The sequence below is a fragment of the Comamonas brasiliensis genome, assembly GCF_018292285.1.
GTDB classification, from domain to species: domain Bacteria; phylum Pseudomonadota; class Gammaproteobacteria; order Burkholderiales; family Burkholderiaceae_C; genus Comamonas; species Comamonas brasiliensis.
In genome coordinates this window covers 85822-107923 of the sequence record NZ_JAANES010000003.1, presented here as the reverse complement: position 1 = coordinate 107923, position 22102 = coordinate 85822, and the positions used below count along the sequence as shown (strand labels likewise).

Below are 22102 nucleotides of genomic sequence, written 5' to 3'. Positions count from 1 at the left end.
TCTGCGAAAAGAATGCCGGGACGCGTGCTTATGGTGGGGATCTTATCTGGCTTGCTTCCTCGGGACTGCGCTCAGTCTGCAAGCAATGCATCTGCTCTGTTTGCAGTCTTATCGGTGGCAGCGGCTGCCTTGCTTAGGGGCAGCAAGATGGTAAAGACGGTGCCTGCGTCCTGGACCGTGTCGACCAGGATGCGACCTCCGTGCTCCTCGATGATCTTGCAGGAGATGGACAGGCCCATGCCCGAGCCCCGGCCTGTGGGCTTGGTGGTGTAGAACATGTCGAAGATATGGGGCAGCACCTCATCGGGAATGCCGCTGCCGTTGTCCTGAATCTCGATTTGAACCATGTCGCCCTCGGGCGTAACGGCGGTGTACAGTGTGATGATGTAGGGCGGCTCGCGCCCGAGCATGGCTTGGGCAGCATTAGTGATCAGATTCAGGAACACCTGATTGATCTGGGATGGGGAGGCTGAGATCTCTGGCACTTGGCCGTAGTCTTTGTGGACTGCTATACGGTCCTTGAGCAGGTGGCGTGCCAGCTGCAAGGTGCTTTCCAGACCAGCCTCGACCGAGAAGTTGGTGACGCGTTCGCGGTCGAGGCGGCTGAAATTTCTGAGATTCAGCACGATCTCGGAAATCTGTTCGATGCCGTGCACGCCATCGTCGAGCAGCCTGTTCATCTCGGATGTCACCTGCTGTTCATTGATGTCGGTAACCAACTGCTCAATGCGCCGGAAATATTGGTTCCGCAGCCGTTGGTCGCACTGTGGCGCTCGCATGGCCTGGGTAAAGGCCTTGCTGTGCTGGCTCAGTTCGTCGAAGAGCCCCAACCGGTCGCTGACAACATTGAAAATGCTTTTGACATAGGCCAGCGGCGCGGTGATCTCATGGGCGATACCGGTCACCATCTGGCCCAGGGCGGAATTTTTTTCGGATTGCACCAGCTGGATCTGCGATTCTCTGAGCTCCTGGTGGCTGCGTGCCAGTGCGGTATTGGCCTGGGCCAGCGTGTCACTGGTCTGATTGAACAACTGATCGTTGCGCAGCAGTTTCCAACCTGCAAAAGCCAGCAGCAGCAACAACAGGGTCGAGTAAATGGTCAGGCCCTGCAGGCCTGCGAGCAACTGGCCGTTTTCCTGCGTCTGGGCGTCGGACAGATCGTCGATAGCCTTCGCTGTCGGCAGGCTAGCCAGCGCCTGAAGCAATTGGACGCTTCGGTCTTGCTGGCGCAGCATGGTGTGGACAAGGGCGACAAAGGTGTTTGCCAGCGTCTGCAGATCATGGTTCTGGGCCAGGGCTTGCAGGGCGGCGGCGTTTTCACTGATCAATCCGCCCAGAGCCTGATCGGGCATCTGGGCGTAGCTCATGGAGGCGGCCAGTATCTGGTTGAGTATCTCTTCGGCGTGCTGTCGCTGGGTCGGGGTCAGCGGGCTATTGCGCATTGCCTGCGCCAGCTCGATGGCAGCCAGGGGTAGTGAGCGTGATGAGTTCTGAAAGATCGCGTTTTGCGATTTGAAGTGCTCGATCGCCGCAATTTTCTGCTCCATCAGTTCGCTGAAGTGGTCGAGCAGCCGGCGCGTGCGGGAGAAGTTCCCGTGCTTGCCCAGCCAGTATTCGACGGGGGTTTCGCTCAACTGCTTGTTGAGCTGGGCGATCAGCGGCAAAGGGCTGGCCACTTGGTCGTGGTTGGCGCTCAGGCCGGCCTTGGCGCGCAGCACGTTCACGTTCCACTCCGCGTCGACCTGTTTGAGCTTGCGCAGCGTGCCAATGATTTCATTGCTGTCGCTGAGATGGATGGCGCGGGTCTGCAGCATCAGAAACACCAGTAAGGCGATCAGCAGCAGTGGAGCCAGCGCATAGCCCCAGTGCAGCAAGCCACGCCTGGGTATTGATTCTGTTTTCATAGCGTGTTCAGGGTTCGTGAGTCCAAGCCTCCAGTGGCCGGCTATCGAGTTCGCCAATCAAGGTGTACAGGAAGTGGATGATGTATTTCTTGTCCAGCTCTGGGGCCGTGCAGCCGAGCTGATGCTGTTGAGTACGCCGGGCATGTTGAGCTTGCTCAGCCGCCCCTGTATGCCACGGGGCTACCAATGACTTTTGGCGTTGCCTGGCGCAGGAGATGGTGTTGTCGGCTGACAGCTGTGTATCGTTGACGAATCAGGGTTGAAGGCTCCCCTTGCGATTATTTTTCTTGCGCTGCTGGGTAGTGGGCAGCGCCTTTTTGAGCTATGCCAATGCGCGTGGCAAAGGAATACAGACCTTCAATAAAGGCAAGCTGAGCGTAAGCAATGACTTGGATGTTCGTTTGCGTTGCATCAAATGAGTAGCCATTTGCTGCGATTACTTAGATAGCTGAGGCTGGCGCACAAGGCTGTGCTGTGTAGCCGATCGGGTTTTGCAGCGAGATGCCGGGAGCACGAAGACTTCGGCGCCTGGCGCGCCGGCAAGGCCGAAAAGGCCAGGGCTGCCTGATGCTGCCTGATTTGTGCGCTTGACGGCATCTGGCAACGATCGCCAAAGCGCTGCTCCATGAAAAAGCCCCGGCATGCCGGGGCTTTTTCGTTGGACATTCAGATCGGATCGAGGCGCTTATTTGCGCTTACCTACCTCGTTACCGATCAGCGCGCCTGCTGCAGCGCCGCCTACGGTGCCCAAAGTGGAACCAAACAGTGCATCACCGACCACGCCGCCGGCAACGGCGCCGACACCGGTGCCGATCTGGGCATTGGTGGGCGAGGTGGAGCAGCCAGCCATGGCAAGCGTGAAGGCTGCAGATACGGTGATGGCAAGAGTTCGCAGTTTCATGAGGTCTCTCCTGTACAGCTGCCAAACAGGCCAGCTTTCATAAGAACACGCCTTGATCTTGAACCTTTTGCCCCGGCTTTCAGGTAGGAGAGAGGGCCAAGCCCGTGTCATTCAGGCTTGGCGACTGTCATCAAGCCGGCTTGCCGGCTGACAGCCGGTGCGGCGGTTTTGTGTAAGTGCGTACTTAAACCGATCGGCTACGCGCCAGGGGCGGGTTGTGGGCGAAGTACTTGCGGATGCCCGTCATCAGCGCATCGGCCAGTTGCTCGCGGTAGGCGGCAGAGGCCAGCTTGGCTTCCTCTTCGGGGTTGCTGATGAAAGCGGTTTCCACCAACACGCTGGGAATATCGGGCGCCTTCAGCACGGCAAAGCCGGCCTGCTCCACACGGGCCTTGTGCAGCTTGGCCATGCTGCCAATCTCTCCCAGCAGCGAAGTGCCCAGCTTGAGGCTGTCCTTGATCTGGGCGGTGGTGCTCATGTCCAGCAGCATGCGCTGCACGTGCTGATCCTGCAGTCCGCCCACGTTCAGGCCGCCCACCAGGTCGGCCTGATTTTCCTTGTTGGCCAGCCAGCGTGCGGCCGTGCTCGAGGCGCCGCGTTCGCTGAGCGCAAACACGCTGGCACCGCGCGCAGCAGGGGTGGTGAAGGCATCGGCATGGATGCTGATGAACAGATCGGCCTGGACTCGACGGGCTTTTTCCACACGCGTGGCCAGGGGCACGAAGAAGTCGGCATCGCGCGTCATGAAGGCCCGCATGGGGCTGCCGCCGATGCGCGAGTTGTTGATGCGCTCGCGCAGCAGATGGGCGACCTTGAGCACCACATCCTTCTCGCGCAGCCCGCTGGGCCCGGTGGCACCAGGGTCTTCGCCGCCATGGCCGGGGTCCAGCGCCACGATGATGATGCGGTCCGTGCTTTGCGAGGTGGCGATATTGGGGGCGGGCCTTGGGGCCGGTGCCGGGCGTGGCGCGGGAGCCGGTGGCGGCTGCACGGGCGCTGGTGCCTGAGCAATCACCGCAGGAGCCGGTGCAGGAGCGCTGGGGCGCTGGTTGCGCTGGGCAATCAGGTCACCGAGAGGGTCGGCCTGGGGGGCTGTTGCAATTGCCACCGGGGGCGGTGTCGTGATGGCGGGATTGTTCGCAGCTGGCGCGGCGGCCGAGCTGCCGGCGTCGCGCAGGCGCTCGCTGATCAGGGCTTCCAGCGGATCCACGGCCTTGGCGGGATAGAGATCCAGAACCAGCCGGTGCTTGTAGGGCGCAATCGGGGCCAGCGTGAAGACCTGGGGCCTGGCTTCCTGCTTGAGGTCGATCACCAGGCGCACCACGCCGGGCGCAAACTGGCCGACACGGATGCTGGCGATATTGGGATCGTCGGAGCGGACCTTGGCCACGAGCTCCTTGAGTGCCGGGTTCAGATCCAGGCCCTCGATGTCGACGGCCAGCCGTGGCGGGCTGGGCACGAAGACCGGCTTGGCCGTCAACGGAATATCGGATTCCAGCGTGACGCGCGAGTAGTCGGGTGCGGGCCAGACGCGCACGGCCACGATGCTCGCGCCCTGCGCAATATGCTGGCGGCCCAGCAGCAGAACCACGCCGCCTGCCTGCAGCAGATTGCGGCGGGAAAGACCCGGCCGGGACAGGTCCGGAAAATCCGTGGAGGAAGTTGTTTTGCTCATGCCGTCAATGCTTCAAGCACGGTGCAGCCTGCGGGGGTGCCAGCCTTGAGCGTCACCTGCCGTTGCACATCGTCAATTGCTTCGATATGGATAGCTATATCCGCAACAGGTGTAACCGCTGCAGCCTTTTCGGGCCATTCTGCCAGCTTGAGCCCGGCACTGGCAAAAATGTCACGAAAACCTGCATCTTCCCATTCACGCGGATCGTCGAAGCGGTAGAAGTCGAAGTGCCAGATCGAGAGGTCGCCGGCCTCGTGCGGCTCCACCACCGCATAGGTAGGGCTCTTGATGCGGCCCTGCACGCCCAGGGCGCGCAACCAGTGGCGCACCAGCGTGGTCTTGCCCGCACCCAGGTCGCCATGCAGGGTCACATAGGCGTTGCGCAGCTCGGGCAGGGTGGCCAGTTGCTGGGCGAAGCGCTCGGTATCCTGTTCGCTCTGCCAGAGTATCTGGCGCTGCGCCAGCGCCGGTGTGGGCTCGCTTCCTACAATTCGGGGTGTATGTTGAGCAGCAGTCAATTGGTTCCTTTGATGCAAGCCTGGGCTCGCGAGTTGGGATTCTCCCAAATCGGCGTGGCTGGCGTGGATTTGTCCTCGGCAGAGCCCGGTTTGCTGCAATGGTTGGCGCAGGGCTTCCATGGCGAGATGCATTACATGCAGGCCCATGGTTTGAAACGAGCCCGGCCTGCGGAATTAGTTCCCGGCACGGTGAGCGTGATCACTGCGCGCATGGATTATCTGCCGCGCGAGACCGGGGACGGCTGGCAGACCGTGGAATGGGACAGGCTCCAACGTCCCGAGGAAGGCATTGTCTCCCTCTACGCCAGGGGCCGCGACTATCACAAGGTGCTGCGCAATCGCCTGCAGAAACTGGCCGAGCGCATCGCGCAGGAAATGGGTCCGTTCGGCCACCGCGCCTTTACCGACTCCGCGCCAGTGCTGGAGGCCGAACTGGCCAGCCGCAGCGGGCAGGGCTGGCGCGGCAAGCACACGCTGGTGCTGAGCCGCGAAGCCGGATCGATGTTCTTTCTGGGCGAAATCTATGTGGACTTTGCGCTTGAACCCACGGCCCCGGTCACGGCGCACTGCGGCAGTTGCTCCTCATGCATGGATGCCTGCCCCACGGGCGCCATCATCGCGCCGTACAAGGTCGATGCGCGGCGCTGCATCTCCTATCTGACCATCGAGCATGCGGGCAGCATTCCCGAGGAGCTGCGTCCCTTGATGGCCAACCGCATCTATGGCTGCGATGACTGTCAGCTGGCATGCCCCTGGAACAAGTTTGCCCATCCCAGCGTCTTGCCCGACTTTGATGCCCGCGCCGGACTGGCGGGCACGCAGCTGGTGCATTTCTTTGCCTGGGATGAGGCCACGTTTTTGCGGGTGACCGAGGGCAGCCCGATTCGCCGCATCGGACATGCGCGCTGGCTGCGCAATGTGGCCGTTGCTCTGGGCAATGCCTGGCGCGAAACCGGCAACCCTGCACTCCGTGCCGCGCTGCAGAGCCGGGCCGCTGATTCCGACTCCGTGGTGGCCGAACATGTGGCCTGGGCGCTGGCCCAGCGTGCCTGAATTTCAATGAAATTAGCCGGAAACGCTTACCTCATAAGCGCAGGCAGCTATCAAATTCAGATTCCTATCAGCCAGAGCCCGAGGGGCAGGCTGAGCACGCCCAGCATGGTGGACAGTGAAATCAGGCTGGCCACAAACGAGCCCTCATAGCCCATGCGCACGGCCAGCACATAGCAGGACGAGGCCGTGGGCAGGCTGGAGAACGCCATCAGCGCAATCGCCTGCGGCTGGTTCAGCTGGAACAGCCGCACCATGGCAAAGGCGATCAGCGGCTGGATGGCATGGCGTATCAGCAGCAACTCGCCTGCCAGCAGCTTGTTGCTGGTCAGGGCGCTGAGCTTGAGGCCGGCGCCGGCGGCCATCAGGCCCAGGGCAATCGAGGCTGCGCCGATACGGGCCACGGGGGCTTCCAGCAGGGCTGGAATCTTCAGTCCGGCGGCATTGAACAGCAGTGCGCTGACGGTGGCGATGATCAGCGGGTTGCGCAGCAGATGCCCGACAAAATGCTGGCCGCTGCCGCGCACCATGGGCCAGACCGCAGCCACATTGAACAGCGGCACGGACACGCCGATCAGCACCGAGACATAGAGCAGCCCATCGGGCCCTGCCAGGCGTGAAACCAGCGCCAGTGCGATGAACGAGTTGAAGCGAAACGCCACCTGCGCTGCACCCGCATAGCTGCGGGCATCGATGCGTCGGCCCAGAAACGGCAGGTGCGGCAGGCTGTAGGTCAGCGCAATACCCAGCAGGCCTCCCAACACGCCAGCGGCCAGCAACTGGCTGGCCTCGCCCCATTGGATGGGGTTGCGCGTGATGGAATGAAACAGCAGCACCGGAAACAGCAGGTAGTAGACGAGCTGCTCCACGGGTTGCCAGACGCTGCGATTGATGGGCGTGAAGCGGCACAGCACATAGCCCAGCACGATGAGCGCGAAATCGGGGAAAAGCAGTTCTAGATAGTTCACGGCCCGCAAGCATAGAGCCGGTTGCGAATTTGCTGGGAGAAACCTGTCACCAAGTTTCTATCTGGCAGTACTTGCTGTCGCCACTTGGCCGCTTTGTATCCAGGCTTGATGCAGTTCAAGGAAACGGCATGAATCTAGGGTAATTACTGATAAATCAGGGCTAACAAGAATATGTCGGGTTTTTTGCGGCACGTACTATCAACCGTTAATTTCAGAACTCATAGGGAGACCCCTTCATGAATCGTCGTATGTGCATGGGCCTGACAATGGCTCTGGCAACTGTAGGTTTTTCCACCGGCGTGATGGCCGAGGCCAATTACCCCACCAAGCCCATCAAGCTGCTGGTGCCCTTCGCCGCAGGCGGCACGACCGACATCATTGCGCGTGTGATTGCCGAACCTCTGAGCCGGGAGCTGGGCCAGTCCGTGGTGGTGGACAACAAGGGCGGTGGCGGCGGCGTCATCGGTGCACAGGAAACCGCGCGTCAGAAGCCCGATGGCTACAACCTGGGCATTTCCACCCTGTCGACCATGGCCACCAATCCGGCCATCAACCCCAAGACTCCCTACAACCCGCTGACCGACTTCACGCCCATCATCAACATTGCGGCCACGCCCAATGTGATCGCCGTGAATCCCAAGTTCCCCGGTGCGGCCAGCTACAAGGCTTTCGAGGCTGAACTCAAGGCCAATCCCGGCAAGTACTCCTATGGCTCGTCCGGCACGGGCGGCATCCAGCACATGCTGATGGAGCTGTACAAATCGCTGACCGGCATCCAGATGACCCACGTGCCCTACCGCGGCGCGGGCCCAGCCCTGAACGACGCGGTTGCCGGCCAGATCCCCATGATTCTGGACAACCTGCCTTCGGCACTGCCTTTCATCAAGGACAACCGCCTCAAGGCCATCGCCGTGGCCGCTCCCCAGCGTCTGGCTGTGCTGCCTGACGTGCCCACCTTTAAGGAAGTGGGTCTGCCCCAGGTCAATCGCATGGCTTCCTACGGCATCCTGGGCCCCAAGGGCATGGACAAGGCCATGGTCGAAAAGATCAACGCCGCCGTGAAGAAGGTGCTGCAGGACCCCGCAGTCAAGAAGCGCATCGAAGACACCGGTTCGCTGGTGGTGGGCAACTCGCCTCAGGAATTCGCCAAGGAACTGAAGGAAGAGTACGAAACCTACAAGCAGGTCGTGGCCAAGCAGAAGCTGACACTGGACTAAGCTGCTGATCCGCTGCTGGTGCAGTAGCGGACGCCGCAAGCCCGAATTGCCGTCGAGGCCATTCGGGCTTTGTTTTTTATATTATTTGCCGTTCCCGGGCAGCAGCAGAATCTTGCCGATGCTGACCCCGGACTCCATATGCCTGTGCGCCTGGGCAGCGTCTGCCAAAGCGAAGGAGCTATCGATCACGGGCCGTAGCGCCCCGCTCTCCAATCCGCCAAGCCATCGCTGGGCAAAGCGCTGGACCATCGCCTGCTTGACTTCGGGCGAGCGTGACTTCATCACGGTTCCGAAGATCCGCAGATGGCGGTACAGCACCAGGTCCATGGGCAATGCAGCGCCCTGGGAGCCGCCCAGCAGCCCCACCATCACCATGCGCCCGCCGACGGCCAGCGATCGCACATTGGGCTCCAGGTAGGGGGCACCGACGAAATCGATCACGACGTCCACGCCTTTGCCATCGGTGGCCTGGGCGACCACGGTCTGGAAGTCCTCGCTGCGATAGTCGATGAAGACATCGGCTCCAAAACCCAGGACCGCTTCGCGCTTGTCGCCGCTGGCCGTCGCAAAAACCCGGGCGCCCGCAGCATGTGCAAGCTGAACGGCAGCCGATCCGACACCACCCGCCGCCGCATGGATCAGCACCGACTCACCGGCGCACAAGCCAGCCAGATGAAACAGGGCCTCGTGCGCGGTCACGAACACCTCGGGTATCGCACCGGCATCCACCAGGTCTAAATTCCCGGGGACATGTATCGCCATGCGGTGGTCTATGCGCGAAATCTCGGCATAAGCGCCGCCGCCCACGATCCCCATGACCCGGTCACCCACGGAGAAGCCCTGCACCAAGGGACCGGCCTCAATCACGGTTCCGGCGATCTCCAGGCCCATGGTGTCTGCGTCACCAAAGGAAGCTCGGCCGTAGGCGCCCTTGCGGTGATAGAGGTCGGCACGATTGACGCCGATGGAGGCGTTGCGTACCAGCAAGTCATGGGGACGAAGCTCAGGAGCCGGCAGCTCGCGGGTCACCAGCACCTCGGGCCCGCCAAAGTCGTCAAAAACAATGGCCTGCATGGTGGCGGGCTTTGCGGCGGGGATGGAGTCTGTCAAAAAGGTGGGCATATGCGTCGTTCTCGAAATATCTCTGAGCGCTGAAGATTACGACGCAAAGCGTTGTTTGCAATGCAGCGATTTCGCTCTACATTGATGCAAATCTGCATCAACTGATGAGCCATGAACTGGGACGATACCCGCATCTTTCTCGCCCTGAGCCGCACGCACTCATTGCGCGCCGCAGCGCGCAGCCTGGGCATTGATCAGGCAACGGTAGGGCGACGCCTGAATGCGCTGGAGTCCGAGCTCGGAGCCAAGCTGTTTCTGCGCGCCAAGGATGGATACCTTCTCACTGCCGCTGGCGAGGTGGCACTGGCTGCGGCAAAGCGTATGGAGAGTGCAGCTCTGGACTTGCGCACCAAGATCGAGGGTCAGGATGAAAATCCCGGCGGGCTGGTGCGCGTGACAAGCACCGATTCCATCGCGATTGACCTGTTGCTGCCCGCTGTCGAGCGTTTGCAGCAGCACTGGCCGAATATCCGCGTGGATCTGGAAGTCTCGACCCAGTTGCTCAGCCTCGGTCGCCGGCAGGCGGATATTGCTTTTCGCAACGTCAGGCCTGATACCCCGGAGCTGGTGGTTCGCCGTGTGGCTTCGTGGCCTGTGGGGCTGTTCGCAAGCACGAGCTATCTGGCTCGCTTTGGCGAGCCCGCCCCTGAAGACGAGTTGCGCGGTCACCATCTGGTCGCATACGGGCCTTATCTGGAGCAGAGTCCGTTTCTGAGCATGGCTGGGGTGCCGGCGCGTCAGGCCAAGATTGCCATGTCGGTCCGCTCCAGTCTCCTCGTGCGCAAGGCGGTTGCTGCAGGCATCGGGATTGGGGAAATGCCGTTGTGGATGGGGGAGCGAGAAGGGCTGGTGCGTATCTGGCCGCAACGCCGACGCCCGAACGACTACGAAGTCTGGCAGGTCATGCATCCCGATCTCCAGCGCACGGCCAGGGTGAGAGCGGTTGCGCAGTTCCTGGCCGAGGCTTTCGATGGCCCATCAGCAGGCATCAGCTGAAGCAGGCTCAGCGCACCCCTCGCCAGCGTGTACGCTAGCCCCATGTCAGAAGCCCCTAAAAAAGCACGCGAGTCCCAGATTCCCGAGGACTGGCCGCAGCCCTTGCCGCAGAGTCAGGATGCGCTTGATGAGTTCATCGATGCCCTGCTGTTGGAGGACGGGCTTTCGCGCAATACCTTGTCCGCCTACCGGCGTGATCTGACGGCGGCTGCGCGCTGGCTGGCGCAGTTGCAGCCACCCAAGGCGCTGGATGCAGCGCTGGAAGCGGATTTGCAGAGCTACTTCACGGCCCGAGTGGAGGGCACCAAGGCCACTTCCTCGAACCGGCGGCTGACGGTCCTGCGCCGCTACTTTCATTGGGCGCTGCGCGAAAAGCGCATCGCTGCCGACCCCACGGTGCGCATGCTGGCTGCCAAGCAACCGCCGCGCACGCCCAAGACCCTGACCCAGGAGCAGGTCGAGGCCCTGCTTGATGCACCTGATGTGGAGACTGCGCTGGGTCTGCGCGATCGCGCCATGCTGGAGCTGATGTATGCCAGCGGTCTGCGCGTCAGCGAGCTGGTGGGTGTGCGCATGCATGAGCTGGACTTGCGCTCAGGCGTGTTGCGCGTGACGGGCAAGGGGCGCAAGGAGCGGCTGGTGCCGTTCGGTCAGGAGGCGCAGCACTGGCTGGAGCGCTACCTGCTGCAGGCGCGAGCGGCGATTCTGGGAGGGCAGCAGACCGAGGAGGTGTTTGTGACCCAGCGCGGCGCGGGCATGAGCCGCGTGATGTTCTGGGTCATCGTCAAGAAATGTGCGCAGATCGCGGGGATCAACTCGCCCCTCTCACCGCATACGCTGCGCCATGCATTTGCCACGCATTTGCTCAACCATGGCGCCGATCTGCGCGTGGTGCAGATGCTGCTGGGACATGCCGATATCTCCACCACCACCATCTACACCCATGTGGCGCGCGAGCGGCTCAAGGCCCTGCACGCCGAGCATCACCCGCGAGGCTGATCAGGCCTAGACAGCCGGGCTGGCCAGCTGCAGGTGGTAGAGCCCCCAGACGGCGGCAGGAAAGCGTTGCTTGACGGGCAACTGGCCGAGCTCCGGAATCTGATGGGCAGCAAAAATGGCCCAGAGCGGGCCCACGCCGCCCATGGCCAACGGCACGCCGTCCAGCTGGGTGGCGATCAGCATGTGCCAGCGCACGGCCTGGGCCAGCGGTATCTGGCTGCGATAGCCGTCTATGCCCTGCAAGGTCAGCTGCCGGCCTTGAGCCATGGCCTGGCCCACGTCCACGCCGGCGGCCTGCAGCACCTGCTCCAGCAGCGGGCCTTGCAGGCTGTGCTCGGCTTCGTCGTATTCAAGCGTGGTCCTGAGCGTCTGCTGCTCCAGGCTGTTGAGCGCATCCATGCCGCAGGACCAGGCTGCATCGAACAGATAGCCATGCATGATCAGCATGCGGTCCGCCACGGGCTGAGGCTTGCCACGATTGGCTTGCACGCCGGGGCCGCTGATGGTAAGCACTGCGGGTTGCAAACCATCGAGCACGCAGGGGCGCGAGGCCTTGCGCGTGGTCGTTGCCGATGCGGGCAGGGCCATGGCGCCCAGTGCAGCGCCCGCAGCACCGCCTTGCAGCAGCAGGGAGCGACGTGATAGAGGGTTTTGTTCTGCCATGGGTGCTTTCTCTGTGGTGATGGCTGCAGTCTAGCGGCAAGGCTTGCGGCCGTCATTGCGGCAAGCGACAAGACGCTGGCCAGCTGCAGTGTTGGTCTATTTGAATGTTTGAAGTTTTATTTTGATGTTTTCTGTCCAATGAATTGACGAATCGTCGTTCAAATCAACCTGGGAATTCACTTTGGTCAAAAATGCAGGTCTTGATTTTTGGATTCGAGTGATGACTAACTTTCTGCGTCGCAGCATGCTGACCTGTGCCCTGGCAGCCGTGCTGCCTGCCACCTTGTCCCTGAATGTCCAGGCGGCCGACAAAGCCGACGCGGCTGGCTGGCCCAGCCGTCCCATTCGTCTGGTGGTGTCCTACCCTGCCGGGGGGGTGAGCGATGTGGTGGCCCGTGCTCTGGGTGAAAAGCTGTCGCAGTCGCTGGGCCAGTCGGTGGTGATCGACAACAAGGCCGGTGCGGGTGGCGCGATTGGCCTGGATCAGGTCGCCAAGTCCAACCCCGATGGCTATACGCTGGGCTTTTCGTCCATCAGCCCGCTGACGCTGAGTCCCCATCTGGGCAAGCCGCTGTTCGATCCGCACAAGGATATCGTTCCGGTGGTCAGCGTGATGTACTCGCCCGTGCTGCTACTGGGCACGACCCGCCTGACTGCCAAGAGCTTTCCCGAGCTGATGACCCAGGCCAAGGCCCATCCCGGCGATGTGCGCTGGGCCACGGCCGGTCTGGCGTCGCTGGGTCACATCATGCTCGAGCAGATTGCCGATCAGGGCAAGGTGCAGATCACCCATGTGCCTTACAAGGGCGGCGGCCAGCAGCTCAATGACGGGCTGAGCGCACAGTTCGAGGTGTTGTCCACGAATGCCGGCCCGGCCGTGATGCAGCATATCAAGGCCGGCAAGTTCAAGGCCCTGGCCGTGGGCGCTCCGGCGCGTCTGGACTCGCTGCCCCAGGTGCCCACGCTGGCCGAGCTGGGCTACAAGAACGCCAACACCACATCGGTCTTCGGCATCTTCGCTCCTGCGGGTGTGCCCGCTGCCGTGCTGGCTCGACTGAATGCCGAGGTGAACAAGGCGCTGGCGCTGCCCGAGATTCGTCAGCGTCTGGAGGCCACGGACAATGTGCCTACCGGCGGCAAGGCTGCGGACTTTGCCAAGCAGATCGAGGCCGAGTCCAGGTCCAACGCCCAGATCATCAAGGCTGCAGGCATCCAGACCAACTGATCGGGACACTCTGCAATGACAAAGGGCTTGCGGTCACATCGGCCGCAAGCCCTTTGTCATTGTGCGCATCAAGCGCACTGAAGTGTCGCCAGGCGGACTGGCTCAGATCACTTCGCTGGCCAGGTTGTCGGCCCAGCTCAGTGCCTGCAGATGGGCCCAGTTGACCTGATGGTTGGACAGCTGCAGTGCATTGGCCGCGCGGGCAAAAGCCGCTTCGTCGCCCGACTCGCAGGCGCGCGTCAGATCCAGGAAGGGCGCAAAAACACCCTGGTTGTGTACCAGTGCATCGACCACGGACTGGGGCAGGGCCACGGATTCAAGGGCCTTGGCCATGGGCTGGCTCAGCATCACATCGAGCAGCGAGAAAACGCCCACGACGAACGCGTGGTCGCATTCCTCGGGTGGCAGCAGCTCGGCGGTCAGCAGTTCCATGAGCCGGCCGCGCACCACGGCGGTCTGGCCCACGGCTGGCGGTGTGCCGCCGGCGCGTGAGGTGGTCAGCAGCAGGGCTGCCCAGCGGAACAGCTTCTTGAGTCCCAGAATCATCACCGCGTGGCGGAAGGAGGTGATCTCGCAGGACAGGCCGAAGCCCGAGCTGTTGATGAAGCGCAGCAGGTTGAAGGACAGCGTGGGGTCCTTCTTGAGAAGCTCTTCGATTTCTTCCGTGCTGGCCTGCTGGCGCACCAGGTTGATGAGCTGGATGATGGTGGTCTGCGTGGGGCGGATGGTGCGCGCCTGCACGAGCTGGGGCTGGGCGAACCAGTAGCCCTGGAACAGCTTCACGCCCAGGCCCAGCATATGCTCGAACTGCTCGGACGTCTCGACCTTCTCGGCCACGATCTGGGCACGCGTATAGGTCTGGGCAAACTTCACCAGCTTTTCGGCATGCTCGATCGCGAAGCTCTGCATGTCCAGCTTGACGAAGGAGGCCATGGGCAGCCAGGACGCATAGTTGCGGCGCAGCAGGTTCTGGTCAAAGGCCAGGCGAAAGCCGCGCTGGCGCAGGGCCGCGAACGTGGGCAGGCAGGCTTCGATGTTTTCCTGCGTGGCCTCGGCGGGCAGGGCCGGCACCTCCAGTACCACGCGGTCGGGGTGAATCAGCTCCAGGTGGCCGCCGCTCAGACTGTCATGGGTGCAGTTGATGAAAACCGTCTTCTTGCCCACCAGGGCTTCGGCGCCGGCATAGGACAGGGCGTTGAACAGCAGTGCCGCATCGGATGCCGCGGTGTGCGCGTTATGTGCCACCGAACGGTCAAACAGCTCGTAGCCATAGACATCCCGTTTTTCATCGACGATGGCCTGGCGCGCAATGCTGGCCATATTGGCCTCGTCCCTGTCTGTAACAGGGCTGGCAGCCGGTGAAGAGGCGTTTGTGTCAGAGGTATCCATGTCGGTTATCGCTTGGGTGTGGGGTGGGGGAGCGCTGTCACTCGGACAGACACTCCGTCCAGCTCAGCGCCTGCAGATGTGCGTGATTGATGTCCCGGTGCTCCAGCTCCAGGCTGCAGGCGCTGCGGTCGAACTGCTCCTGGTCATGACTCTCGCAAGCCTTGGTGAGCATCAGCAGCTCGCCCAGAATGCCTTCGTGATGCAGCAGGGCGGCAGATACCGATTCGGATACCGGAATCAGTGCCAGTGCCGCAGGCAAGGGCATGCCCAGCATGCGGTCCAGCATGGAGAACATGCCGCAGATGAAGGCCAGATCGGCGTCGGTTTCGGTCAGCGAGTGCTTGGCCAGCAGCTCCATCAGGCGGCCGCGAATCACGGCGGTCTGGCCCACGGCCGGTGGCGGGCCGCCATCGCGGGCGGCTGTCAGCAGCATGGCGGCCCAGCGGAACAGCTTGTTCAGGCCGAGCATCATCACGGCCTGCTTGAATGAGGTGATCTGGCGATGGGCCCCAAAGCTGGCCGAGTTGATGAGGCGCAGCAGGTTGAAGGCCAGGGCTGCGTCCTTCTTGAGAACTTCCTCGATCGCATCGGTGCTGGCCTGCTCGCGCACCAGTGTCAGCAACTGGATGATGCTTTGCTGCGTGGGGGTCAACAGGCGGGTCTGCATCACCGTTGGGCGGGCAAACCAGAAACCCTGGAAAAGCTCGATGCCCAGGCGCTGGCCCAGCTCATGCTGGTGGGCGCTTTCGACTTTTTCGGCAATCAGTTCGGCGCGGGTGTGGCGGTTGGCAAACTTGACCAGCACCGTGAGCTGGTCCGGCGCCAGCGTGGAAAGATCGAGCTTGATGTAGTCGGCCAGCGGCAGCCAGGCCGCATACACCGACTCCAGCACCGTGTGGTTGAAGGCCAGATGAAAGCCCTGGTCCTTGAGTGCCAGCAGCGTGGGCAGGCGGGCCGCGACCTCATGCACGGCGGCATGGCCCAGAGGAGGGATCTCCAGCACCACCTTGTCGGCCGGCAGCAGCTCCAGGTGCTCGCCGGTCAGACCTTCGTGAGTGCAGTTCACGAACATGAGCTTGGTGCCGACCAGATCTTCCTCGCCCGCATGCGTGAGGGCCGCAAAGATCAGCGTCGCGTCTGAGGCCATGGTGTGACCATAGGGCGAGCGCGAGCGGTTGAACAGCTCGTAGCCAATGATTTGCTGCAGCCCGTTGACGATGGGCTGACGTGCAATCATGCCTTTGGACAGGTTGCGCGGCGAGGCGAATGCCTGGTCCTCTATGGTTTGTTCACTCATTGCTGCATGACATCTGTGTGAGAAATGGTTGGCGGTGCCGGTTATTGTAAGAATGAGCCGATCATAGTGTCAGCTTCATCCGTTCAGGCAGTTTGCGCAAACAACTTCGGCAAGTGGCCCTGAACTCACTGTCGATTTTTGATTCGAGTCAAGAAAACAGCCTAGATCTGTTGCAGCCAGGCGATTTCGGTCGCGGTGAAGCCTGCGGCGCGGCGCGCCTTCTCGTTGAAGGGCGGTCGCAGGCGCGGCGCTTCATAGCGGGCCGTCAGCTCCAGATACCAGGACTCGGGGTCGAGGCCGTTTTTCTCGCACAGCCAGCGATACCAGTGGTTGCCTATGGCGACATGGCCGACTTCCTCGCGCAGGATGATGTCCAGGATGTCGCAGGCCGCCAGCGCATCGGGCGCATGGGTGTTGCGCAGCTTGTTCTGGATCTGCGGCGTGGCGTCCAGGCCGCGCGCTTCCAGGGTTCTGGGAACCAGGGCCATGCGGGCCACAATGTCGCCCGCGGTTTTCTCGCACATGGTCCACATGCCCTGGTGGGCCGGGTGGTCGCCATAGTCCTGTCCGTGGTGCTGGCGCAGGTGGTCGCGCAGCAGGCGGAAATGCTTTGCTTCCTCAGCGGCCACCTGCAGCCAGTCGTGGTAGTACTGCTCGGGCATGCCGTCGAAGCGCCAGACGGCATCCAGTGCGAGGTTGATGGCATTGAACTCGATGTGCGCTATGGCGTGAATGAGCACGGCCCGGCCTTCGAGGGTGGCCGGCGAGCGGCGCGCCACGGCCGTGTGGTGCCTGAGCTCGGGTCGGGCCGGACGGCCGGGCAGCTCGGATTCGGCAACAACCGGTACCGGGGCTGTTTCTGCTATTGAATAGAGAGCTTTTTGCGCATGCAGCTCAATGGCTGCAGCCGCTTTCTGCTCTGGGTCTGCAAGACACAAGACCTCTAGCGCGCGATGACGTAACTCCATCCCTACAATTCTAGGTTCTATAAAGAAGCAACCCACTGGGAGACAAGCACATGGCAATTTACGAACTCGACGGCGTTGCGCCGCAGGTCGACGAGACCGCCTGGGTGGCCGACAGCGCCGAGGTCATGGGCCGCGTCAAGCTGGACCGGGACGCCAGCGTCTGGTTCGGAACCGTCATTCGTGGGGATACCGAAAACATCAGCATCGGTGCGGGCTCCAACATCCAGGATGCCAGCGTGCTGCATGCCGATTTCGGCAAACCGCTGACGGTGGGTTGCAATGTGACGGTTGGCCACCAAGTAATGCTGCATGGCTGCACGATTGGCGATGGCTCGCTCATCGGTATCGGTGCAGTGGTGCTCAACGGCGCCAGGATCGGCAGGAACTGCCTGGTGGGCGCTGGCTCGCTGGTGACCGAGGGCAAGGAGTTCCCCGACGGCTCCATGATCCTCGGCAGTCCTGCCAAGGTCGTGCGCGAGCTCTCGCCCGAGCAGATCGAAGGTCTGGGCCAGAGCGCCAGAAACTATGTTGAAAATGCTCGCCGCTTCAAGCGCGGCTTGCGCAAGCTGGGCTGAGGGCCCGGCTTTTTACCGGAATCGATTAGCGTGTCTGAACTGCATAAATTCATTTTTGACGGCCTGCCCGTGCGTGGTGCCATCGTCCGCCTGACTGACTCCTGGCAGGAGATCTTGCGGCGCCGTGCCGGCAACAAGGACACCGGTGCCTACCCCGAGGCCGTCAGCACCTTGCTTGGCGAGATGACGGCAGCCGGTGTGCTCATGCAGTCCAACATCAAGTTCAATGGCGCGCTGGTGTTTCAGGTCATGGGTGACGGTCCGGTCAAGCTGGCCGTGGCCGAAGTGCAGTCGGATCTGAGCATGCGCGCCACGGCATCGCTGGTGGGTGAGGCCAATCTGCCCCTGCGCGGCCAGTTGGCTCCGCTGGCAGAGCTGGTCAATGCCCATGGCGCGGGCCGCTGTGCCGTCACGCTGGACCCCAAGGACCGTCAGCCCGGTCAGAACCCTTATCAGGGCGTGGTGCCGCTCAACGATGCTGCCGGTGGCCGTTTCGAGCGCCTGTCGGATGCGCTGCAGTTCTACATGATGCAGTCCGAGCAGCTCGACACCGTGATGGTGCTGGCCGCCAATGACCAGATCGCTGCCGGCCTGATGCTGCAGCGCATGCCTGTGAAGGGCGAGGCGAATCTGGCCGCAGCTACCGAAAGCGGTGATGCCGAGCACGATGCCCAGGGCCTGAACGAGGAATACAACCGCATTGCCACGCTGGCCTCCAGCCTGACGCAGCAGGAGCTGTTGACGCTGGACGTGGAAACCATTTTGCGGCGCCTGTTCTGGGAGGAGAAGCTGCTGCGCTTCGCTCCTCAGGCCGACGAGCAGGCTCCGCGCTTCGCCTGCACCTGCAGTCGTGACCGGGTGGCTGCCATGCTGACCTCGCTGGGCGAGGAAGAGGTGGATTCCATCGTGGCCGAGCGCGGCAAGATCGAAGTGGGTTGCGACTTCTGCGGCCAGCAATACCAGTTCGATGCCATCGATGCGGCGCGCCTGTTCACCGACGTGCAAAAACAGCCTCCCAGCTCCAGCGCAGTGCAGTAAGGCCCGCTGCCTGGTGCCTGCTGTCGCAGCAGGCCTTGGAACCGGGGGGGGCAGCATGCGGGCATGGCGCAAGACCCGCCAGTCTCGGCGCCGGGATGCGCCTCAGGAGGCGTTCTTCAGGGCTTCGAACAGCGCCAGTTCGCACTCGGGATCGCCGCATTGCTCACAGGCCTTGCGGCGTATTTTCTGGCTGGAGTTCCAGGGGTTCTGGCTTGAGATCCAGTCCCAGTCTGCGGTCGGGGCCGTGAACTTGAGAGATGCGGACAGTTGCTGCCATTGGGCAGACGGCCTGCCGTAGAGCATCACATAGCTCTGTGCACGTGCGTGCAGCAGTTCACGCCACCGGCTGATCTGCTGCGCGATGGCCGGCTCCGGGTCGGTATCGCGCCAATCCTGTCCCAGCACATAGACCAGGGCATCGGCCGGCCATTCATCACCGGCCGCAGGGGCCGTGCATTGCCAGGGGCCGACCAGGCCCGCATCCAGACGGGCCTGCAGCAAGCCATGCGCCATGCTGCGCGCCAGGGCATGGGGAGCGCCCAGCAGCACCACCGTGGGTGCAGGAACAGCAAAGCCAGCGCGGGGCTGGCTTCGGGAAGGAGCGGGCGCCGGATCAGCGCCTGGAAACCTGAATATAGATTTCATTGGGTTTGACCATGCCCAGCTCGTAGCGGGCCTTTTCTTCCACGGTGGACAGGCCGTCCTTGAGGTCGTTGACCTCGGACTGCAATCTGTCGTTTTCCGATTTTTCGAGGGCGTTGGCCGCGTACTGATCGTTGATCTGCTGCTGCAGCTCGTGCACATAGGCCATGCTGCCATTGCCCAGCCAGAGCTGGGCATGAATGGCGGTCAGCAAGACCAGCAAAGTGACACAGACGACGCGGTTGACCATACTAAAACCTGTGGAATCAAGGGTAAGTGCCCTGGCCGCAAAGCGGTTGCCGGGCACTTACTTCAGCTGCGCACTTTAGCGCAGGTTGTAGAAGGCAGCGCGGCCGGGGTACTCGGCGACATCGCCCAGGTCTTCCTCGATGCGCAGCAGCTGGTTGTACTTGGCGATACGGTCGGAGCGGCTCATGGAGCCAGTCTTGATTTGACCAGCATTCAGGCCCACGGCGATGTCGGCAATGGTGCTGTCTTCGGTTTCGCCCGAACGGTGCGAGATCACGGCGGTGTAGCCGGCGCGCTTGGCCATTTCGATGGCGGCGAAGGTCTCGGTCAGGGTGCCGATCTGGTTGATCTTGATCAGGATCGAGTTGGCGATGCGCTTTTCGATGCCTTCCTTGAGGATCTTGGTGTTGGTCACGAACAGGTCGTCACCCACCAGCTGAACCTTGGCGCCCAGGCGCTCGGTCAGGATCTTCCAGCCATCCCAGTCGCCTTCGTGCATGCCGTCTTCGATGGAGATGATGGGGTACTTGTCGCACCAGCCGGCCAGCATGTCGGTCCACTGGGTCGAAGTCAGTGTCATATTGCCTTCGCCGGCCAGCACGTACATGCCGTCCTTGTAGAACTCGGATGCAGCGCAGTCCAGGCCCAGGGCGATCTGCTCGCCGGGCTTGTAGCCGGCCTTTTCGATGGCTTCGATGATCAGCTGGATCGCGGCTTCGTGGTTTTCCACGGAAGGTGCGAAACCGCCTTCGTCGCCCACGGCGGTGGACATGCCATTGTGGTGGATGATGGCCTTCAGCGCGTGGAAGACTTCGGCGCCCCAGCGCACGGCTTCACGGAAGGTGGGGGCACCCACGGGGATGATCATGAACTCTTGCAGGTCCAGCGAATTGTTCGCGTGGGCGCCGCCGTTGATCACGTTCATCATGGGCACGGGCAACTGCACACCGCCCATGCCGCCGAAGTAGCGGTACAGGGGCAGGCCGGCTTCTTCGGCTGCGGCGCGGGCCACGGCCATGGAGACTGCCAGCATGGCGTTGGCGCCCAGGCGGCTCTTGTTGTCGGTGCCATCCAGGTCGATCAGGGTCTTGTCCAGGAAAGCCTGCTCGGAAGCGTCCAGGCCCAGCACGGCTTCGGAGATTTCGGTGTTGATGTGCTCAACAGCCTTCAGGACACCCTTGCCCAGGTAACGGCTCTTGTCGCCATCACGCAGTTCAATGGCTTCGCGCGAGCCGGTGGATGCGCCCGAGGGCACGGCGGCACGGCCCATCACGCCGGATTCCAGCAGCACGTCGCACTCAACGGTGGGGTTGCCGCGGCTGTCCAGCACTTCGCGGCCTACGATGTCAACAATGGCACTCATTGCATTTCCTTTGGGTTTCTGAAATCGGTACGTGCAGGCTGACTTCTTTCATGAAATCACGCCCAAGCGCTTGTGCATGAAGCGCAAGCTGCTATCAAAATTGTGAAGCCGACTCTTCTCCACATGCTGCGCGCGCGCCATGCACGCGACGAGTATGGAAGAGGCTGCGGCGGCTATTGTGCACAAATTTGGTGGGCCGCTTTTGCCTTGACGTGTTGCAGCCGTCGAATTTCTTGCGCAAGACGTTTCTGTGCAAGCATTCGGACACAAAAGCGGATACAAAAAAGGCATGACGCCACGCTTCATCGTGTCGGTCATGCCGGGGTGCATCATCTGTTCAGACTCCGGGGGCCGCCTTGGGGCGGCCCGGGCGTAGGGGTCTGAGTGCCTGCAGCGAGGCCTTCATGCCGGTGCTGATGCCTTGTGTATGCATGCTCAGGCCTGGAAGTGGTCTTCCAGGAAGCCGTTGCGCTTGGTCACATCGTCCAGCGCCACCAGGGTTTCGAGCAGGGCCTTCATGTGCTTGAGCGGCACGGCATTGGGGCCGTCCGACAGGGCATTGCAGGGATCGGGATGGGTTTCCATGAACAGGCCTGCCACGCCCACGGCCACGGCCGCACGCGAGAGCACGGGCACCATCTCGCGCATGCCGCCGCTGGATGTGCCGTTGCCGCCGGGCAGCTGCACGCTGTGGGTGGCGTCGAACACGACAGGGGCGCCTGTCTCGCGCATGATGGCCAGCGAGCGCATGTCGCTGACCAGATTGTTGTAGCCAAAGCTGGCGCCGCGTTCGCAGGCCGTGAAGCTGTCTGCGGGCAGGCCCGCTTCCACCGCTGCAGCACGGGCCTTGTCGATGACATTCTTCATGTCATGCGGGGCCAGGAACTGACCCTTCTTGATGTTCACGGGCTTGCCCGACTGGGCCACGGCGCGGATGAAGTCCGTCTGGCGGCACAGGAAGGCGGGGGTCTGCAGCATGTCGACCACAGACGCCACATAAGGCACTTCGGCTTCGGTGTGCACATCGGTGAGGATGGGCACGTTCAATTCCTTCTTCACCTTGGCGAGGATTTCCAGGCCTTTTTCCATGCCGGGGCCGCGAAAGCTGGTACCCGAGGAACGGTTGGCCTTGTCGAAGCTGCTCTTGAAGATGAAGTGGATGCCCAGCGAGGACGTGATTTCCTTGAGTTGCCCGGCCACATCCATCTGCAGCTGTTCGGATTCGACCACGCAAGGGCCGGCGATCAGAAAGAAGCGCTTGTCCAGACCAATATCAAAGCCGCAGAGTTTCATGGGGGTTCCTTTTTGCACGCCGTGCATGCTTCAAAAACTGAAGCTGCCAG

Annotated in this window: 21 protein-coding genes; 7 read left to right on the top strand and 14 right to left on the bottom strand. The window is 62.2% G+C overall.

Translation table 11 applies throughout. The annotated features are described in order from the left end of the window. Positions 1–71 precede the first annotated feature (71 nt). The 4 genes from DJFAAGMI_RS13140 to tsaE form a co-directional block, all read right to left on the bottom strand. Complete coding sequence (locus tag DJFAAGMI_RS13140) at positions 72–1904, bottom strand: DAHL domain-containing protein (protein ID WP_211457491.1); 1833 nt, start codon at positions 1902–1904, stop codon at positions 72–74. Between the two features lie 685 nt (positions 1905–2589). Beyond that, positions 2590–2805 carry a glycine zipper 2TM domain-containing protein gene (locus tag DJFAAGMI_RS13135; RefSeq protein WP_003064466.1) on the bottom strand — a complete coding sequence of 72 codons (216 nt, stop codon included), beginning with the start codon at positions 2803–2805 and terminating at the stop codon, positions 2590–2592. 184 nt (positions 2806–2989) lie between these two features. Beyond that, the gene (locus DJFAAGMI_RS13130) at positions 2990–4480 is read right to left on the bottom strand and encodes an N-acetylmuramoyl-L-alanine amidase (RefSeq protein WP_211457490.1); all 1491 of its coding nucleotides are present in this window, start codon (positions 4478–4480) and stop codon (positions 2990–2992) included. Beyond that, entirely contained in the window at positions 4477–4998 is a 522-nt protein-coding gene (gene tsaE / locus DJFAAGMI_RS13125) for a tRNA (adenosine(37)-N6)-threonylcarbamoyltransferase complex ATPase subunit type 1 TsaE (RefSeq protein ID WP_211457489.1), read from the bottom strand. Before tsaE ends, DJFAAGMI_RS13130 begins: the two co-directional genes overlap by 4 nt. Before the next feature lie 12 nt (positions 4999–5010). Between tsaE and queG the strand changes: the two genes are divergently transcribed. Further along, positions 5011–6051, top strand: a complete 1041-nt coding sequence (gene queG, locus DJFAAGMI_RS13120) for a tRNA epoxyqueuosine(34) reductase QueG (RefSeq protein WP_211457488.1) — start codon at positions 5011–5013, stop codon at positions 6049–6051. Between the two features lie 56 nt (positions 6052–6107). Here queG and DJFAAGMI_RS13115 read toward each other — a convergent pair whose 3' ends face one another. Then, positions 6108–7016 (bottom strand): AEC family transporter, encoded by a 909-nt coding sequence (locus tag DJFAAGMI_RS13115; RefSeq protein ID WP_211457487.1) that lies wholly within the window; start codon positions 7014–7016, stop codon positions 6108–6110. A 236-nt stretch (positions 7017–7252) separates the two neighbouring features. Here DJFAAGMI_RS13115 and DJFAAGMI_RS13110 point away from each other — a divergent pair, with 236 nt between their 5' ends. Further along, the gene (locus DJFAAGMI_RS13110) at positions 7253–8233 is read left to right on the top strand and encodes a tripartite tricarboxylate transporter substrate binding protein BugE (RefSeq protein WP_043006323.1); all 981 of its coding nucleotides are present in this window, start codon (positions 7253–7255) and stop codon (positions 8231–8233) included. A gap of 81 nt (positions 8234–8314) precedes the next feature. On the opposite strand, the gene DJFAAGMI_RS13105 is transcribed toward DJFAAGMI_RS13110, so the two are convergent. Continuing rightward, the gene (locus tag DJFAAGMI_RS13105) at positions 8315–9355 is read right to left on the bottom strand and encodes an NAD(P)H-quinone oxidoreductase (RefSeq protein ID WP_211457486.1); all 1041 of its coding nucleotides are present in this window, start codon (positions 9353–9355) and stop codon (positions 8315–8317) included. Positions 9356–9466: 111 nt separating this feature from the next. Here DJFAAGMI_RS13105 and DJFAAGMI_RS13100 point away from each other — a divergent pair, with 111 nt between their 5' ends. Further along, the gene (locus tag DJFAAGMI_RS13100) at positions 9467–10351 is read left to right on the top strand and encodes a LysR family transcriptional regulator (protein ID WP_211457485.1); all 885 of its coding nucleotides are present in this window, start codon (positions 9467–9469) and stop codon (positions 10349–10351) included. A gap of 42 nt (positions 10352–10393) precedes the next feature. Continuing rightward, positions 10394–11350: a site-specific tyrosine recombinase XerD gene (xerD, locus tag DJFAAGMI_RS13095; protein ID WP_211457484.1), complete on the top strand. Its 957-nt coding sequence runs from the start codon at positions 10394–10396 to the stop codon at positions 11348–11350. A 6-nt stretch (positions 11351–11356) separates the two neighbouring features. On the opposite strand, the gene DJFAAGMI_RS13090 is transcribed toward xerD, so the two are convergent. Continuing rightward, the gene (locus DJFAAGMI_RS13090) at positions 11357–12013 is read right to left on the bottom strand and encodes a molybdopterin-dependent oxidoreductase (protein ID WP_211457483.1); all 657 of its coding nucleotides are present in this window, start codon (positions 12011–12013) and stop codon (positions 11357–11359) included. 220 nt (positions 12014–12233) lie between these two features. On the opposite strand from DJFAAGMI_RS13090, the gene DJFAAGMI_RS13085 reads away from it, so the two are divergent. After that, on the top strand, positions 12234–13238 hold the full coding sequence (locus DJFAAGMI_RS13085; RefSeq protein WP_211457482.1) for a Bug family tripartite tricarboxylate transporter substrate binding protein: 1005 nt from the start codon (positions 12234–12236) through the stop codon (positions 13236–13238). Between the two features lie 102 nt (positions 13239–13340). On the opposite strand, the gene DJFAAGMI_RS13080 is transcribed toward DJFAAGMI_RS13085, so the two are convergent. From DJFAAGMI_RS13080 to DJFAAGMI_RS13070, 3 genes are all read right to left on the bottom strand, one after another. Beyond that, complete coding sequence (locus DJFAAGMI_RS13080; RefSeq protein WP_211457481.1) at positions 13341–14627, bottom strand: EAL and HDOD domain-containing protein; 1287 nt, start codon at positions 14625–14627, stop codon at positions 13341–13343. Between the two features lie 37 nt (positions 14628–14664). Beyond that, complete coding sequence (locus tag DJFAAGMI_RS13075; protein ID WP_043006328.1) at positions 14665–15924, bottom strand: EAL and HDOD domain-containing protein; 1260 nt, start codon at positions 15922–15924, stop codon at positions 14665–14667. Between the two features lie 161 nt (positions 15925–16085). Then, positions 16086–16892, bottom strand: a complete 807-nt coding sequence (locus DJFAAGMI_RS13070; RefSeq protein ID WP_211457480.1) for a ferritin-like domain-containing protein — start codon at positions 16890–16892, stop codon at positions 16086–16088. Positions 16893–16942: 50 nt separating this feature from the next. On the opposite strand from DJFAAGMI_RS13070, the gene DJFAAGMI_RS13065 reads away from it, so the two are divergent. Together DJFAAGMI_RS13065 and hslO are read left to right on the top strand one after the other, a co-directional pair. Then, positions 16943–17467 (top strand): gamma carbonic anhydrase family protein, encoded by a 525-nt coding sequence (locus tag DJFAAGMI_RS13065; RefSeq protein ID WP_211457479.1) that lies wholly within the window; start codon positions 16943–16945, stop codon positions 17465–17467. A 30-nt stretch (positions 17468–17497) separates the two neighbouring features. Next, entirely contained in the window at positions 17498–18505 is a 1008-nt protein-coding gene (gene hslO, locus DJFAAGMI_RS13060) for an Hsp33 family molecular chaperone HslO (RefSeq protein ID WP_167005475.1), read from the top strand. A 102-nt stretch (positions 18506–18607) separates the two neighbouring features. Here the strand turns inward: hslO and DJFAAGMI_RS13055 are convergent, their stop codons facing one another. From DJFAAGMI_RS13055 to kdsA, 4 genes are all read right to left on the bottom strand, one after another. Then, on the bottom strand, positions 18608–19150 hold the full coding sequence (locus tag DJFAAGMI_RS13055) for a hypothetical protein (protein ID WP_249334293.1): 543 nt from the start codon (positions 19148–19150) through the stop codon (positions 18608–18610). After that, positions 19119–19397, bottom strand: a complete 279-nt coding sequence (locus DJFAAGMI_RS13050) for a septum formation initiator family protein (protein WP_034378810.1) — start codon at positions 19395–19397, stop codon at positions 19119–19121. Before DJFAAGMI_RS13050 ends, DJFAAGMI_RS13055 begins: the two co-directional genes overlap by 32 nt. 75 nt (positions 19398–19472) lie before the next feature. Beyond that, positions 19473–20759, bottom strand: coding sequence for a phosphopyruvate hydratase (gene eno, locus DJFAAGMI_RS13045; RefSeq protein ID WP_003057720.1), 1287 nt, complete (start codon positions 20757–20759; stop codon positions 19473–19475). A 435-nt stretch (positions 20760–21194) separates the two neighbouring features. Further along, positions 21195–22052 (bottom strand): 3-deoxy-8-phosphooctulonate synthase, encoded by an 858-nt coding sequence (gene kdsA, locus DJFAAGMI_RS13040; RefSeq protein ID WP_003057718.1) that lies wholly within the window; start codon positions 22050–22052, stop codon positions 21195–21197. Between the last annotated feature and the right edge of the window lie 50 nt (positions 22053–22102).